Source organism: Actinomyces oris (assembly GCF_001553935.1).
Taxonomy (GTDB): Bacteria; Actinomycetota; Actinomycetes; order Actinomycetales; family Actinomycetaceae; genus Actinomyces; species Actinomyces oris_A.
In genome coordinates, this window is record NZ_CP014232.1 from 2,662,218 (window position 1) to 2,678,097 (window position 15,880).

General features: G+C 68.5%; 14 protein-coding genes. 11 read left to right on the forward strand and 3 right to left on the reverse strand.

The window, feature by feature from the left end:
• The first annotated feature begins 135 nt into the window (after positions 1-135).
• The 3 genes from AXE84_RS10725 to AXE84_RS10735 all read left to right on the forward strand — a co-directional run bounded on the left by AXE84_RS10725 (position 136) and on the right by AXE84_RS10735 (position 3,655).
• Entirely contained in the window at positions 136-828 is a 693-nt protein-coding gene (locus AXE84_RS10725) for a DNA-directed RNA polymerase II (RefSeq protein ID WP_236750054.1), read from the forward strand.
• Positions 829-934: 106 nt separating this feature from the next.
• Positions 935-2,728, forward strand: a complete 1,794-nt coding sequence (gene aspS / locus AXE84_RS10730; RefSeq protein ID WP_060957867.1) for an aspartate--tRNA ligase — start codon at positions 935-937, stop codon at positions 2,726-2,728.
• Positions 2,729-2,887: 159 nt separating this feature from the next.
• Positions 2,888-3,655, forward strand: a complete 768-nt coding sequence (locus tag AXE84_RS10735; RefSeq protein ID WP_060957868.1) for an alpha/beta fold hydrolase — start codon at positions 2,888-2,890, stop codon at positions 3,653-3,655.
• A 76-nt stretch (positions 3,656-3,731) separates the two neighbouring features.
• On the opposite strand, the gene AXE84_RS10740 is transcribed toward AXE84_RS10735, so the two are convergent.
• The 3 genes from AXE84_RS10740 to AXE84_RS10750 all read right to left on the reverse strand — a co-directional run bounded on the left by AXE84_RS10740 (position 3,732) and on the right by AXE84_RS10750 (position 6,144).
• Positions 3,732-5,288: a serine/threonine-protein kinase gene (locus tag AXE84_RS10740; RefSeq protein ID WP_060958253.1), complete on the reverse strand. Its 1,557-nt coding sequence runs from the start codon at positions 5,286-5,288 to the stop codon at positions 3,732-3,734.
• A 219-nt stretch (positions 5,289-5,507) separates the two neighbouring features.
• Complete coding sequence (locus tag AXE84_RS10745) at positions 5,508-5,831, reverse strand: hypothetical protein (RefSeq protein ID WP_009405546.1); 324 nt, start codon at positions 5,829-5,831, stop codon at positions 5,508-5,510.
• Entirely contained in the window at positions 5,815-6,144 is a 330-nt protein-coding gene (locus AXE84_RS10750; protein WP_004564836.1) for an ArsR/SmtB family transcription factor, read from the reverse strand. The genes AXE84_RS10745 and AXE84_RS10750 overlap by 17 nt, the downstream gene beginning before the upstream one ends.
• Positions 6,145-6,227: 83 nt before the next feature.
• Between AXE84_RS10750 and AXE84_RS10755 the strand changes: the two genes are divergently transcribed.
• The 8 genes from AXE84_RS10755 (at position 6,228) to AXE84_RS10790 (ending at position 15,806) form a co-directional block, all read left to right on the forward strand.
• Positions 6,228-7,001 (forward strand): glycerophosphoryl diester phosphodiesterase, encoded by a 774-nt coding sequence (locus tag AXE84_RS10755; RefSeq protein ID WP_060958254.1) that lies wholly within the window; start codon positions 6,228-6,230, stop codon positions 6,999-7,001.
• A gap of 57 nt (positions 7,002-7,058) precedes the next feature.
• Complete coding sequence (locus tag AXE84_RS10760) at positions 7,059-7,676, forward strand: L-threonylcarbamoyladenylate synthase (protein WP_010615284.1); 618 nt, start codon at positions 7,059-7,061, stop codon at positions 7,674-7,676.
• Between the two features lie 152 nt (positions 7,677-7,828).
• On the forward strand, positions 7,829-9,244 hold the full coding sequence (locus AXE84_RS10765; RefSeq protein WP_060957869.1) for a replication-associated recombination protein A: 1,416 nt from the start codon (positions 7,829-7,831) through the stop codon (positions 9,242-9,244).
• Between the two features lie 248 nt (positions 9,245-9,492).
• The gene (gene rpsD / locus AXE84_RS10770) at positions 9,493-10,116 is read left to right on the forward strand and encodes a 30S ribosomal protein S4 (RefSeq protein ID WP_009747225.1); all 624 of its coding nucleotides are present in this window, start codon (positions 9,493-9,495) and stop codon (positions 10,114-10,116) included.
• 233 nt (positions 10,117-10,349) lie between these two features.
• The gene (alaS, locus tag AXE84_RS10775; protein WP_060957870.1) at positions 10,350-13,061 is read left to right on the forward strand and encodes an alanine--tRNA ligase; all 2,712 of its coding nucleotides are present in this window, start codon (positions 10,350-10,352) and stop codon (positions 13,059-13,061) included.
• A 40-nt stretch (positions 13,062-13,101) separates the two neighbouring features.
• Positions 13,102-13,617, forward strand: coding sequence for a Holliday junction resolvase RuvX (gene ruvX, locus AXE84_RS10780; RefSeq protein WP_081093160.1), 516 nt, complete (start codon positions 13,102-13,104; stop codon positions 13,615-13,617).
• Positions 13,614-14,831 carry an endolytic transglycosylase MltG gene (mltG, locus tag AXE84_RS10785; protein ID WP_010615278.1) on the forward strand — a complete coding sequence of 406 codons (1,218 nt, stop codon included), beginning with the start codon at positions 13,614-13,616 and terminating at the stop codon, positions 14,829-14,831. The genes ruvX and mltG overlap by 4 nt, the downstream gene beginning before the upstream one ends.
• 12 nt (positions 14,832-14,843) lie before the next feature.
• Positions 14,844-15,806 (forward strand): shikimate dehydrogenase, encoded by a 963-nt coding sequence (locus AXE84_RS10790; RefSeq protein WP_060957872.1) that lies wholly within the window; start codon positions 14,844-14,846, stop codon positions 15,804-15,806.
• Positions 15,807-15,880 lie beyond the last annotated feature (74 nt).

A 15,880-nucleotide genomic window follows, 5' to 3' on the forward strand; every position in this document is an offset into this window, starting at 1 on the left:
GAGCACGCGGCCGTGGAAAGGAGGTGGAAGCAGATGATCCGGACGTCCCGGACAGTTGAGCGCGTACGGCGTGATCGACGTCCTGCACTGGCTCGGCATCGCATTGGCGTGAGGTGCCTCCAGGGATCACCGCGGATGCTCGTCATCGTCTGCTCCGTCCTCCTCGCCTGCCTGGTGGCGGTGGTCTCCACGAGCCCCGTCGCCAGCGCGGACACCAAGACCGGTCCCTCCACCACCGGAACCGCCTCAACGGTCAGCCCCTCGACGGTCGCCGTCGGAGGAACGATCATGTACACGCTCTCAGGATTCCCCAGTGATGTGACGGTCCAGGTCCTCGTCGACGACGGCGCGCTGGTCGCCTCGCGCCCCTCGGAGTCCGAGGTGGTCACCACGATCACCGTCAAGAAGGACGGCACCGCCGCAGGCTCCTTCGAGCTTCCCGAGTACGTCGAGCAGGGAAACCACTGGCTGCGATTCCGGGTCGTCGGGGCTCAGGGGGAGAGCGGCCAGGAGGGCGATGCGGCGGACTACACCAACAAGAGCCCCTACTTCACAGTATCGGGTGTCACGGTCATCGGTGGGTCCGCCCCTCCCACCGTTCCGCCGGCTCCCACGCCGCCGCCCCGCCAGGTCACGACCATGGGGCGGTCCAACGCGGCCGCCGCCTCCGGCATCCAGGCCGCGGGGCCGGGTCGGGAGTCGACCGGTTTTCCGATTATCGGTGCCTTCGTCCTCGGGCTCAGCGTGATCCTGGTCGTTCTGTCGGTACTCGTGGCGATCAACCGTCGCAGGATGGCTGCCTACCAACGTCGTCGGGCCATGGCCTGAGGACTGAGACCCGAGCTCCTTGTAAACTGCCGCCGGCGCCCACCCGTCTCGTGGTGCGCCCCGACGGGCACCGGCTCAGTGCCCCACACGGAAGGAACTCAGCACCGTGCTGCGAACCCGAACCGCAGGCTCCCTGCGCGCCTCAGACATCGGCCAGGTCGTCACCCTCACCGGATGGGTGGATCGACGTCGTGACCACGGAGGCGTGGCCTTCATCGACTTGCGGGACGCCTCGGGGATCGCCCAGGTCGTCATCCGCGAGGAGATCGCCCACGACCTGCGCGCCGAGTACGTCCTGGCCGTCACCGGGGAGGTGAGCGCCAGGCCCGAGGGCAACGCCAACCCGAACCTGCCCACCGGCGAGATCGAGGTCGTCGTCTCCGACGTCGAGATTCTCAACGCCTCCGCGCCGCTGCCCTTCCAGGTCTCCGACCACGCTGAGGACGCCGGACAGGTCGGCGAGGAGGCGCGTCTGCGCTACCGCTACCTCGACCTTCGGCGCAGCGCCATGCAGCACGCCATCCGCCTGCGGGCCAAGGTCAGCCAGGCCGCCCGCAGGGTTCTGGACTCCCATGACTTCGTGGAGATCGAGACCCCCACCCTGACCCGCTCCACCCCGGAGGGCGCCCGCGACTTCCTGGTTCCGGCTCGACTGGCACCGGGCTCCTGGTACGCCCTGCCGCAGAGCCCGCAGCTGTTCAAACAGCTCCTCATGGTCGCCGGCATGGAGCGCTACTACCAGATCGCCCGCTGCTACCGCGATGAGGACTTCCGCGCCGACCGCCAGCCCGAGTTCACCCAGCTCGACGTGGAGATGAGCTTCGTCGAGCAGGACGACGTCATCGCCGTCGCCGAGGACGTACTGCGCGAGGTGTGGGCGCTCATCGACTACGAGCTGCCCACTCCCATCGCCCGCATGACCTACCACGACGCCATGGAGAAGTACGGCTCGGACAAGCCCGACCTGCGCTTCGGCTGCGAGCTGGTGGACCTGACCGACTACTTCAAGGACACCACCTTCCGAGTCTTCCAGAACCCCTACGTGGGCGCCGTCGTCATGCCCGGCGGGGCCTCCCAGTCCCGCCGTACCTTCGACGCCTGGCAGGAGTGGGCCAAGCAGCGCGGCGCCAAGGGCCTGGCCTACGTCACCGTCGCCGAGGACGGGACCCTCGGCGGGCCCGTCGCCAAGAACATCACCGACGCCGAGCGCGAGGGCCTGGCCCAGGCCGCCGGCGCCGCGCCCGGCGACTGCATCTTCTTCGCCGCCGGTCCCGTGGACTCCTCGCGCGCCCTGCTGGGCGCTGCCCGCCTGGAGATCGGCAAGCGCTGCGGTCTCATCGACGACAACGAGTGGTCCTTCGTCTGGGTCGTGGACGCCCCCCTGTTCAAGCCCTCCGCCGAGGCCAAGGCCGACGGCGACGTGGCCCTGGGCAAGTCCGCCTGGACCGCGGTCCACCACGCCTTTACCTCGCCCAAGCCCGAGTGCCTGGAGACCTTCGACACCGACCCGGCAAGCGCCCTGGCCTACGCCTACGACATCGTCTGCAACGGCAACGAGATCGGCGGCGGCTCCATCCGTATCCACCGCAGCGACGTCCAGGAGCGCGTCTTCAACGTCATGGGAATCGGCGAGCAGGAGGCCCAGGAGAAGTTCGGCTTCCTGCTGGACGCCTTCAAGTTCGGTGCCCCGCCGCACGGCGGCATCGCCTTCGGCTGGGACCGCATCGTCTCCCTGCTGACCCGGGCCGACTCCATCCGCGACGTCATCGCCTTCCCCAAGTCAGGTGGCGGCTTCGACCCGCTGACCGAGGCGCCCGCCCCGATCACGCCCGAGCAGCGCAAGGAGGCCGGGGTCGACGCCGTCCCGGACAACGACTGCGGCTCTGCGGCGCAGGGCTAACAGCAAGGGACGAAGCAGATCTGAGTTCGCAGGTCGCGTCGTTGGGTAAGGACCTGCGGACGGCGCGCTGATCCCGGCGTCGAGTTCGGTGCTCCCAGGGGCATCTCCCGGGGGGGGCACCGAACTTGACGGCTTTCGCCTAGATTCGATGAGGTGACGATGCTTGCGTTGCACGAGTGGGGCGACCCGACGGATCCGCCGCTGCTCTTAGTCCACGGCCTGACTGAATCAGCTACCGCCTGGCCGGATGCCGTAGCCCGCTGGTCCTCCCAGTATCACGTCCTCGCGATCGATCAGCGGGGACACGGGGCATCCCCGCGGTGGGACGATGAGGCCCTGGCTCGGGCGCCGCAGACGATGCAAGAGGACCTTACGAGGACATTGGCGCTGTTCCCGGAGCCGCCGGTCGTCGTGGCGCACAGTCTGGGTGGGCTCATATCGCTGCGGGTGAGTGTCGCCCGGCCCGAGCTCGTTCGGGCACTGGTACTGGAGGACGCCGCGCGTCCCACCGGGCACTGGGCTCCGGCCCTCTGGTTCGTGGAGTATCAGGAGCACTTCCTGGACGCCTTCGCCGACGGCGGCACGGCCGAGCGGGAACGTATGCGGCGCGAGACCTCATGGACCGAGTCCGAGATCGAGGCCTGGGCCGCGTGCAAGAGGCAGGTCGACCGCCGTTACATCCGCGAAGGTACCTATCTCGGCGAGGCCGACCTCGTCAGCGCGATCAACCGGCTGCGGAGGCCGACGCTCTACCTGGCGCCCCGCCGCGGTGAGATGGCTCCTGACCCCTCTGAGGTGAGCAATCCGCTCGTACGTTTGGTGCTGCTCGATGGCGTCGGCCACTGCGTGCGGAGGGACGCCCCGGAGGCCTACCACGGGCTGGTCGATCCCTTCATCGAGGAAGTTTTCGCCGGCGCCGGCCGGTGACTCGGCTCCTGGGGGCTGACCTGTTGACGTCGGCGCCGGCCGACGCCTGCGGAGGGGGTGCGAGACCGCTGCAGATCTACAACCGGCCCAGAACGCAGGCGAAACCCCGACTGCCCGCGGCCCACTCCTCATCATTGGGACCGAGCGTGTTGATCGTGTAGCTGGTGGACAGGTCGAGTCCATAGCGCTGCGCGTAGGCGCTGGTGCAGGCGACCTCGACCTGAGGGTCATTCGCCATGGCCTCGGTGGCGCTGGAAGCGGTCGTGGCCGGATCGAAGGTTCCGCCGGCGAAGACGATCCAGTCGGCCTGGGAGCAGTCGACCTGGCTGACGCTCGTGCCGCCCACGACCGAGGTCGTCCGGCTCAGGCAGGTCCCCAGAGGCCACGGCATGTCGTCGGAGTAGGGGATGCCCTGGGCGTTGACCTGCGCGGGAGTCGGGGCGGATGTCGGGGAGGACGAAGCCTTCCGGGAGCCGGGGACGGTTGCCCGGGCCGTAGCCGAGGGGCGGCTGCCGGCGCCCTGCTCCGCTCGGGCCCCGGCATGTAGGACGGGCGAGGCAGAGGCCCGCTGGACTGCCCGGTTCGCTGACGGCACCGAGTCGATGAGCCTCACGGCGCCCAGCACAGCGGCGGAGATGACGACGCCCGCTGTCACACCCAGTGCCAGGAGCATCAGTGCCCTGCTCGAGCGGCGCGAGCCGTCTGTGGGCGTCGAGATCGCCGCAGGCAGGGGGTGGGAATCCCGTAGCGCCGAGTGAGGGGTGCTGAACGCGCCGTTCGAGAGCCCGCCGGCCCGAGTCAGTGCTTCGGTCAGCTCGTTGCCGTCGCGGTACCGCTGAGCGGGGTCGGGGTGCAGCGCCCGGTCGAGCAGCGGACGTAACGCCTCGGGGATGCGCGCGTCGGAGGTGTCGATGGGCACCGACAGGTGGTTGATGATCTCCGGCAGGCTCTGGGGGGCGCCGTCGGCTGTGCGTCGAGGACCGCGTCCGGTCAAGAGCGCGAAGAGAACGGCCCCCATCGACCACACGTCGCCCCTGGGTGAGGGCGCGGCCAGGGTGAAGGCCTCCGGGGGAGCGAAGTCCGGCGTCATCGTCTCCAGGGTGACGGAGGAGTCGATGCCCTCGCGCTGGACGGCGGCCAGGCCGAAGTCGCTCAGACGCGGGCTTCCATAAGCGTCAATGAGGATGTTTCCGGGCTTGATGTCGCGGTGGAGGACCCCGACGTCGTGAGCAGCGCCCAGGGCGGAGCACACGGCCGTGACGATGCTGACGGCCTGAGCGGCGCTGAGCTCGCCGTGCTGCAGGACCTGGGCCAAGGAACCCCCGTCACAGCGTTCCATGACCAGGTAGGGGCGCCCGTCGGGAAGCACTCCGGAGTCGATCAGCGAGACCGCGTTCGGGTGCCCACTGATCCGGCTGGCGGCCGCCATCTCCCGCATGAAACGTCGGCGGTTTCGCTCGTCGTGCAGCGGCCTGGAGTCGATCTTGACAGCCACTGGGCGCCCCAACGAGACCTGCTCCCCGGCGTAGACGGTGGCGAATCCTCCCTGACCCAGCACCTGCCCCAGACGGACACCGGGCACAGGCGGCGCCACGTGCCCAGAAGCACCGGAAACAGGGAGGGGACTGCTCATGGGCACATGATCGTTGCGCGTGCGCATCGGTGCAAACCCGCCATTCCCTGAGCCTCATCGTCCAGGGGCCTCCCGCTGACCGTCTGCGTCGGGCGCCGTCGGCTACAGCGTTGCCGCAAACCGTGAGGGCCTCCTGCCGACATACGTCATTCGGCAAGAGGCCCTCATGGAGGCGCACCCGATGGACGCGGTGCGTTCAGGGGTGACTGACTGATTCGATCAGGCGGCGTGCGTGCAGGTCGGGCAGGTGCAGTCCTCGCAGGTGCACGAGGAGCAGGAGTCCGAGCAGTGCTCGCACGAGCAGGTGTTGTGGTTGCAGGTGGGGCAGGTGCAGTCCTCGCACTCGCACACGGCGCAGGGGTCCGAGCAGTGCTCGCACGAGCAGGTGTCGCACTCGTCGTAGTGGCCGTTGTCCTCGTGGTGGGCGTGGCCGTTGTGAATGTAGTCCACGTGGTCTCCGTGGATGACGGCCAGGTGCCCGCAGTCGGGGCCGTGGGTGTGCTGGTGGGCCTCAGCGGGGCGGTGCTCAGTGGTGGCAGTCATGATCGTGCTCCTTCGTGTGTTCAAGGGTGTCGATGAAGATGGATGCGACATGGTCGTCGATGAGGGAGTAGCTCTGGCGCTTGCCGTCGCGGACCGACTCGACCAGGTGGGCGTTGCGCAGGACCCGCAGGTGGTGCGAGACCAGGGGCTGGGAGACGCCGAGGAACGTCACCAGCTCGGTGACGTCAGCCGGTGAGCTGATGAGGCGGTAGACGATGCTCGCCCTCATGGGGTGAGCCAGCGCCTTGAACAGCTGCACCACGGCCGAGTCCTCCCCGAGGGGGGCCTCCGGTGGTGTGGCGACCTTTCGCATACAAGGGATTTTATATCAACTCGCCTTGATGTCAACCGACCTTCCATGATGCGCGTGTGTGCGACTCGGGTAGCATGCCGGCCATGTCATCGGTGACCTCAGACAGTGGTGGGCACGTGTGCGGCGAGGGGCGCATGATCTTCGGGCACCGGGGCCTGAGCTCGCTGGCCCCGGAGAACACCATGGCCGCTTTCCGTTGTGCGCTGGATCATCAGGTGACGTGGGTGGAGGCCGACGTCGACGTCATCGCCGACGGAACAGTCATCATCTGCCATGACTCCACCCTGGACCGGACCACGAATCGCGCCGGTCGGTACGACGACCTGACGGTGGCCGATCTGGCGGGCATCGACGCCGGAGGCTGGTTCTCCCCTCGGTTTGTGGGTGAGCCGCTGCCCGCCCTGAGCGATCTCATCGACCTCATGAATGACGCCGGCCTGAACGCCAACATCGAGATCAAGCCCAATGAGACCGGCAAGGAGGCGACCTTGCGTCTCATCGACGGTGTCATCACACAGCTCGAGCGCCTGCGCCCCGACGTCAAGGTCATCGTCTCCTCCTTCAGCCACCTCCTGCTCCACCTGTTCAAGCAGCGCGCCCCGGAGGTCCCCGTGGGGTGCCTCTATGAGAGTCGTGCGCTGTCGGGTGATTGGAGGAGCACCCTTGAGATCGTGGGCGCCGACTTCATCCATCCCGAGGACTCCGGCCTGACCCGGCAGCAGGTCCAGGAGTTTCGGGATGCGGGCTATGGCGTCAACGTCTGGACCGTCAACTCGCCCAGCCGAGCCAACGAGCTCTTCAACTGGGGCGTGACCGGTGTCATCTCCGACGTCCCTCACCGGATCCCTCGCGGCTGACGTTCTCCTGCCTTCGGAATGCTGTGTGAGACCTGTCACTCGCGGTAGGGTGGGCGCATGGCACGCTACATCGAGCTCCACCCCGTCAATCCTCAGGCCCGTCTCGTTGAGAAGGTCGTCGACACCTTGCGCGACGGCGGCCTGGTCGCCTACCCCACCGACTCCGGGTACGCCCTGGCCTGCGCGCCGGGCAACAAGGAGGGACTGGACCGCATCCGCACCATCCGCCAGCTCGACGGCAAGCACAACTTCACCTTCGTGTGCGCCGACTTCGGCCAGGTCGGGCCGCTGGCCATCGTGGGCAACAACGCCTTCAGGCTCATCAAGCGGCTCACCCCGGGGCCGTGGACCTTCATCCTCAAGGGGACCAAGGACGTACCCCGGATGACGCTCAACCCCAAGAAGCACACGCTGGGAGTGCGCATCCCCGACCACGCCATCACCCAGTCGCTCGTCGCCGAGTTCGGCGCCCCCATCCTGTCCTCCACCTTCATCCGTCCCGGCCAGGAGGAGCCCGAGACCAACGGGTGGGAGATCCAGGACTCTCTGGGGCACCTCATCGACGTCGTCATCGAGGGGCCGGTCGGGCAGGGCGAGCCCACCACCGTCGTCGACCTGACTGACGACGTCCCCGAGGTGCTGCGCGAGGGCGCCGGAGACATCAGCCTCCTGTGACCGACCTGTGGCCGACCTGCGACCGACCTGCGACCGACTCGGCCATCGCCGCGCTGGCGGTGCTTGCCGGGTCTGCTTCCACGTCAGGCCTTGCAAGCGCCTGAGTATCGTGCGTCCGCGGGGCCGGCGTCAGGGGAGATAGGGTCGGGTCCATGGACCTGTTCGAGTCGGCCGGCACGGATGACGCCGGGATCCCCGTGGACTCCCACGCGCCGCTGGCGGTGCGGATGCGTCCGCGCACGCTCGACGAGCTTCAGGGGCAGGCACACCTGCTCACCCCCGGATCGCCTCTGCGCCGCCTCGTGGAGCCGGCCGAGGCGAGCGGGGGCTCCCATGCTGGTGAACGGGGCGCCGCCGCGCGGCCGTCTAGCTCCTCCCTGTCCTCGGTCATCCTGTGGGGCCCACCCGGAACCGGCAAGACGACGCTGGCCTACCTGGTGGCACGGGGCAGCGGCCGCAGGTTCGTGGAGCTGTCGGCGGTCACGGCCGGCGTCAAGGACGTGCGCGCCGTCGTCTCCGATGCCCGGCGCCGTCTGGCGGCGGGGGAGGAGACGGTGCTGTTCATCGACGAGGTGCATCGTTTCTCCCGCTCCCAGCAGGATGCCCTGCTACCGAGCGTGGAGAACCGGTGGGTGACGCTCATCGCGGCCACCACGGAGAACCCGTCCTTCAGCGTTGTTTCACCGCTCCTGTCCCGCTCCCTGCTCCTGACGCTCCAGCCTCTGGGTGCCGACGATATCGGGCGCCTGATCGATCGCGCGCTGGATGACGAGCGGGGCCTGGCCGGCACCGTGGGCATCAGCGAGGAGGCGCGCGGGCAGATCGTGCGCATGGCCGGCTCCGACGCCCGCAAAGCGCTCACCGTGCTGGAGGCCGCCGCCGGCACGGTCCTGGCGCAGACGCCCGCTTCCGGCACGTCGCCTCTCATCGAGGTGGCCGACGTCGAGCGGGCCGCGGACGTGGCAGCGGTGCGTTACGACCGCGCCGGAGACCAGCACTACGACGTCATCAGCGCCTTCATCAAGTCGATGCGCGGCTCGGACCCCGACGCCACCATGCACTACCTGGCGCGCATGATCGCCGCTGGGGAGGACCCCCGCTACATCGCCCGGCGCATCGTCATTCACGCCGCCGAGGACGTGGGGCTCGCCGACCCGACGGTGCTGTCCACCGCCGTGGCCGCCCAGCAGGCGGTTGCCATGATCGGGATGCCGGAGTCCGGGCTCATCCTGGCCGAGGCCGCGCTCGCAGTGGCCACCGCTCCCAAGTCCAACGCGGTCACTGTGGCGCTCAACGAGTCGCTGGCCGATGTGCGGGCCGGGAAGGCCGCGGCCGTGCCCGCTCACCTGCGCGATGCCCACTACGCCGGGGCCGAGGGGCTCGGGCACGGCAAGGGCTACCGCTACCCGCACGACTTCCCCCACGCCGTCGTCGGCCAGCAGTACCTGCCCGACGGGCTCGAGGGCAGCCGGTACTACCGGCCCACAGGAAACGGCTTCGAGAAGCAGCTGACCTCCCGCCTCGAGGCGGTCAGGCGCATCCTCGATGAGCGACAGCACGCATCATGAATGCCTCAAGTGGGGGCGGGCAGAGCTTGAGGACCGCCTCACACCGGGCGGTTCCAACCTGGGTTTTCGCCGGTGAGCACGCTACAGTTCTCGAGTTGTCCACATCGGAGACGGCAGGCTCCTGCTGCAGGTGCTACCGGTCGACGACGATGCGGACCTCCTGGGGTCCCGGCCCGAACCGAGGCTTGACCCCGCGCCGTCGCCTCCCGCCACGGCGTGCGACCATCGATCCGACAGGAATGACACACATGAGCTCTTCACGCTCCCGCCGCCAGGTGCGCCTCTCTCGCGCCCTCGGCATCCCGCTGACCCCCAAGGCCGTGCGCTACTTCGAGCGCCGCCCCTACGGCCCCGGTGAGCACGGCCGCGCCCGCCGCCGCACCGAGTCCGACTACGCCGTCCGCCTCAAGGAGAAGCAGCGCCTGCGCGCCCAGTACGGCATCCGCGAGGCCCAGCTCCAGCGCGTCTTCGAGGAGGCCCGTCGCGGCCAGGGCCTGACCGGTGAGTCCCTCGTCGAGCTGCTCGAGATGCGCCTGGACGCCCTCGTCCTGCGCTCCGGGATCGCCCGCACCATCGCCCAGGCCCGCCAGGACGTGGTTCACCGCCACATCCTCGTTGACGGCAAGGTCGTGGACCGCCCCTCCTACCGCGTCAAGCCCGGACAGACCATCCAGGTTCGTCCCCGCTCCCAGGTGATGGTGCCCTTCCAGGTCGCCGCCGCCGGTGCGCACCGCGACGTGCTGCCCCCCGTCCCGGAGTACCTCAACGTGGACCTCGAGAAGCTCTCGGCCACGCTGGTGCGCCGCCCCAAGCGCGACGAGGTCCCCGTGACCTGTGACGTCCAGATGGTCGTCGAGTACTACTCGCGCTGACCCTCACGCCCACTTGACGCCGGGGCGCCCCGGACCCATGAGAGGTTCGGGGCGCCCCGGCGTGGGAGTACGCTCACCATGGAGCAACCCGACCGGCTCCCAGCCCGCAGGCGACTGTTTCCACCGTCTCCACCGCATACCTGGCCGGCAGGTCATACCACAACGCCCACACGCCCAGCACCCGGCCCAAGAGCCGCAGTGCCCGGGCACACCTCGAACAGGATGAGGACCCCATGCGCACATCCGAGATCCGCAGCCGCTGGCTGGACTACTTCGCCGCGAACGAGCACGAGATCCGGCCCTCGGTCTCCCTGGTGTCTCCCGAGCCCTCCATCCTGTTCACCGTGGCGGGCATGGTTCCCTTCATCCCCTACATCCTGGGGACCGAGGAGGCCCCCTGGCCCCGGGCCGCCTCGGTGCAGAAGTGCATCCGCACCAATGACATCGACAACGTCGGTATCACGACGCGCCACGGCACCTTCTTCCAGATGAACGGCAACTTCTCCTTCGGCGACTACTTCAAGGAGGGGGCGATCTCCTACGCCTGGGGCCTGCTGACAGGCAGCCGGGAGGAGGGCGGCTACGGCCTGGACGGGGACCGGCTGTGGATGACGATCTGGGAGGAGGACCAGGTCTCCCTCGACTACTGGACCCGTGAGATCGGGGTGCCTGCAGAGCGGATCCAGCTCCTTCCCTTCAAGGACATCTCCTGGTCCACGGGCCAGCCCGGCCCTGCCGGATCCTGCTGCGAGATCCACTACGACCGCGGCCCCGCCTACGGGCCCGACGGCGGTCCCGCCGTCGACACCCAGGGCGACCGCTTCCTGGAGATATGGAACCTCGTCTTCGACGAGTTCCTGCGCGGAGAGGGCAAGGGCCACGACTTCGAGCTCCTGGGCAAGCTCGACCAGACGGCCATCGATACCGGTGCCGGTTTGGAGCGCCTGGCCTTCATCATGCAGGACAAGCCCAACATGTACGAGATCGACGAGGTCTTCCCTGTCATCAAGGCCGCCGAGGAGCTGTCCGGAAAGGTCTACGGCCGCGGCTCGACCGGACCCGAGGCGGGCGAGGCCTACCACGATGACGTGCGCATGCGGGTCGTCGCCGACCACGTGCGCTCGGCCCTCATGCTCATCTCCGATGGCGTGCGTCCCGGCAACGACGGCCGCGGCTACGTCCTGCGCCGCCTCATCCGCAGGGCGGTGCGCTCCATGCGCCTGCTCGGCGTCGACGAGGCCGCCATGCCCACGCTGCTGACCGTCTCGAAGGACGCCATGAAGTCCTCCTACCCTGAGCTGGAGACCGGCTGGAGCACCATCTCCGAGGTGGCCTACGGCGAGGAGGACGCCTTCCGCCGCACCCTGGCCGCCGGCACCACGATCCTGGACACCGCGGTGGCCTCGGCCAAGAAGGAGGCGGGCAGCTCCGGGCGCCCGCTGGTGTCGGGCAAGAGCGCCTTCGAGCTGCACGACACTTACGGCTTCCCCATCGACCTGACCCTTGAGATGGCGGCCGAGCAGGGGGTCGATGTCGATGAGAGCGCCTTCCGCAGCCTCATGAACGAGCAGAAGGAGCGCGCTCGAGCTGACGCGCGCGCCAAGAAGACCGGGCACGCCGACATCCGCGTCTTCCGCGAGCTGGAGAAGGAGATGGGCGGTGGCTCGACCTTCCTGGGCTACACCGAGTCCTCCGCCGATGCCACCGTCACCGGGATCCTCGTCGATGGCGTCCCGCAGAGTGTCGTCACCGCCCCGGCCGAGGTCGAGGTCGTCCTGGACCGGACTCCGTTCTGGGCCGAGATGGGTGGCCAGCTCGCCGACCAGGGCACGATCCGCCTGGCTGACGGCGGCACCGTCGAGGTCGATGACGTCCAGGCCCCCGTCAAGGGGCTGCACGTTCACCGCGGCACCCTGACCGAGGGCACGATCGCAGTTGGGGAGAAGGCCTTCGCCCAGATCGACTCGGCGCGCCGCCTGGCGATCGCCCGAGCCCACACCTCCACCCACATGGTGCACAAGGCGCTGCACGAGATCGTCTCGGACAACGCCACCCAGGCCGGCAGCGAGAACTCGCCCTCCCGTATGCGTTTCGACTTCCGCCACGGCTCCGCCCTGGCCTCCGACCAGATCTCCGGCATTGAAGAGCGGGTCAACGCCAGGCTCTCGGAGGACCTGGCCGTCACCGACGAGATCATGGACATCGACGCAGCCCGAGCCGCCGGCGCCATGGCTCTGTTCGGGGAGAAGTACGGCAAGGAGGTGCGCGTCGTCTCCATCGGGGGTGACTGGTCCAAGGAGCTGTGCGCAGGCACCCACGTTCCCAGCACCGGCCACATCGGCCGCATCGCGGTGCTGGGCGAGTCCTCGATCGGTTCGGGCGTGCGCCGCATCGACGCCCTCGTCGGTGAGGGCGCCTACGGCTACCAGGCCAAGGAGCACGCGCTGGTCTCCCAGCTCTCCACCATGGTCGGGGGTCGCCCCGAGGATCTGCCCGAGCGGGTCGAGAGCCTCATGGCGCGCCTGAAGGACGCCGAGAAGCGCCTGGCCGCGGCCGAGCAGGCGGCGCTGTCCGCGCGCACGGCCGGAATCGTCTCCGACGCCGTCCGGCTGGGTGAGATCCGTCTTGCCTCAGCCGACCTCGGAACCGTCGGCTCGGCCGACGCCTTACGCTCGCTGGTCCTCGACGCTCGCAGCCGGCTCGGTGAGGCAGAACCGGCAGTCGTCGCTGTCGGCGCGGTCGTGGGCTCGCGTCCGGTCGTGGTCGTGGCCACCAATGCCGGTGCACGTGAGCAGGGCATCCGGGCCGGCGCCCTGGTGCGCACCGCCGCTCAGGTGCTGGGCGGCGGTGGCGGCGGCAAGGACGATCTGGCTCAGGGCGGCGGTCAGAACCCTCAGGCTCTAGACGAGGCTCTGCGCGCCGTGGCCGAGCAGATCCAGGCCTGATCCGGTCAGCCGGATCGTCCCCTATCGTCTTGCAGATCCCGTGACAGACTCATCGACTCAACCGGACTCGATGGATGTCCGCCCTGGTGTGCGCATCGCCTTCGATGTCGGAAAGGCACGTATTGGTGTCGCTCGTTGCGATCAGGACGCGATCCTGTCGTTTCCTGTGGTAACTCTCAGGCGGGACCGCTATGGTGCAGACCTCGATGAGGCCGTTGACCTTGTCGAGGAGTACGGTGCCTTCGAGGTGATCGTCGGCCTGCCCAAGCACATGGGTGGCGGCAGCTCGAGCTCGACCAAGGACGCCCGAGCGTGGGCGCGAGATCTGGCGAGCCGCCTGCCACGGCGGGTGTGCGTCCGGCTGGTAGACGAGCGGCTCACCACCGTCTCCGCTCACCGGGATCTGCATGCGGCTGGCCTGAAGGAGAGGAGCTTCCGCGGTATCGTCGACCAAGCGGCGGCGGTCGTCATCCTCGAACAGGCCATCACAACTGAGCGGATGTCCGGGGTTCCGGCCGGTGAGCGAGTCCACCCGATCAAGAGAGGCAGAGCGTGAGCCACGACGATTTCTTCGCCGAGCTCGGCATCCAGCGCGATGAGGGCGCTGGTGACGCCAAGGACAAGCCCAAGAGCCGCAGGCAGCGGCGCATGGAGAAGGTTGAGCGCCGTCAGCGCAAGCGGCGCCGGCACTGGCTGACGAGCCTTGTCATCGTCATCACCCTCGTGGCTGTCGGCGTCCTGGGCTACAAGGCCATCGGGATCATGCGCGACGCCTCCGCACAGGCGACTCACGCCGAGGACTACAAGGGCGAGGGTGAGGGCGAGGTCACCGTGACGATCCCGGAGGGGGCCTCTGGGGCGGACATCGGCGACATCCTGCAGAGCAAAGGCGTCGTCGCCTCCGGCAAGGCCTTCACCAATGCGGCGAAGAACAACCCCAAGGGAACGACGATCCAGCCGGGAACCTATAAGCTCAAGAAGAAGATGTCGGCCAGCTCTGCGCTCCAGGCACTGCTTGATCCTGAGAGCAAGGGCGATCACACGCTGACCGTCATTGCCGGCTCCACCAAGCAGAGCGTCAAGGAGCGGCTCAAGAAGGTCGGAAACTTCACCGATGAGCAGGTCGAGGCGGCGTACGCCGACTCTGCGGCCATCGGCCTGCCCGCCGAGGCCGGCGGCAACGTCGAGGGATGGCTCGCTCCGGGCACCTACGACGTCGCCGAGAACGCCACGCCGAAGGACCTGGTCAAGAAGATGGTCTCCCAGACCGTCACCCGGCTCAAAGAGCTCAAGGTACCCAAGGAGGACTACCAGAAGGTTCTGATCAAGGCCTCCATCGTCGAACGAGAGGTGAACAAGGAGCAGTACTACGGGCAGGTCGCCCGGGTCATCGAGAACCGCCTGACGCAGACTGACGGGGAGACCCACGGTCTGCTCCAGATGGACTCGACAGTGCAGTACGGCCTGGGCCGTGACGGTGGCATCCCCTCCGAGGCGGAGAATCAGGACGCCAGCAACCCGTACAACACCTACGTTCACCAGGGGCTCCCGCCAGGTCCGATCGGCAATCCCGATGAAGCGGCCATCAAGGCGGTGCTCAACCCGCCGGCGGGGAGCTGGCTCTACTTCGTCACGGTCAACCTCAAGACCGGCGAGACTCTGTTCGCCTCCACCAATGAGGAGCAGAAGGCCAACACCAAGAAGCTCTCCGACTACTGCAACAAGAACAAGGACGTCTGCGAGGGCAACGAGAGCAAGAAGAATGGCTGAGGAGGCCGGCCTGTGATACGCCACCGCGCTGCCGTCATCGGTCGGCCGGTGAGCCACTCACTGTCTCCCGTGCTGCACCGGGCCGCCTACGCCGGGCTGGGGCTGGAGGACTGGTCCTATGAGCGGCGTGAGACGGACTCCGAATCCCTGCCGGGCCTGCTCGCCGAGCTGGCCGCTCCGGTTCAGGCCGGACCCGCCTGGGCGGGTCTGAGCGTCACCATGCCTCTCAAGCAGGTTCTCCTGGCGCACCTGGACGTCATCGATCCTCTCGCTGAGGCTGTCGGTGCCGTCAACACCGTGGTGGCACAGCGCAGCGGAGCAGGAGATGCGCTCCTGACCGGCTTCAACACCGACGTCGCAGGCATTGTCGGTGCACTAAGGGAGGCCGCCCGCACCCAGACACCGGGCTCCTCGGATGCTCAACTCCGGATCGAGCAGGCCGTGGTGCTCGGTTCGGGCGCCACCGCCTGCTCCGCCCTCGCGGCGCTCGGAGAGCTCCGGGCCGGCCGGATCACCGTCGTGGCTCGGCGTCACGCCGGCCCCGGCCGCGCACTCAGCGCCGCCCACCGTATGGGGCTGGATATCGAGCCCTTCACCTGGAAGCCGGCTGACTCGACCTCCAACACCGAGGCGGCCCAGCGCCTGGCCGCAGCCGATGTCGTCATCTCGACTCTGCCCGCGCATGCGGCCGATCCGTTGGAGGGCCCGCTCAGGCAGGCCCTGGCCCGGGCCGAGGGCACCCGAGCAGGAGCCGTGATGCTCGACGTCGTCTACGCCCCTTGGCCCACTGCCGTCGCCGGTGCTTGGGCGGACGCCGGGGGAGCCCTCGCCCCGGGCTGGCTGATGCTCCTGCACCAGGCAGTGCCCCAGGTGCAGCTCATGACCGGGCGGCAGCCAGACATCGAGTGCATGCGTACAGCGCTGCGCTCGGCGCTGGCCCCGCCCTCAACAACTCCGGTTCGCACCAACGACTGATGCCTGCGCGGAGAACTACTGGGAACTCCGACGGGGGATACCAGCGGCGGTATCGGCGTGTGAGAGTATCTACC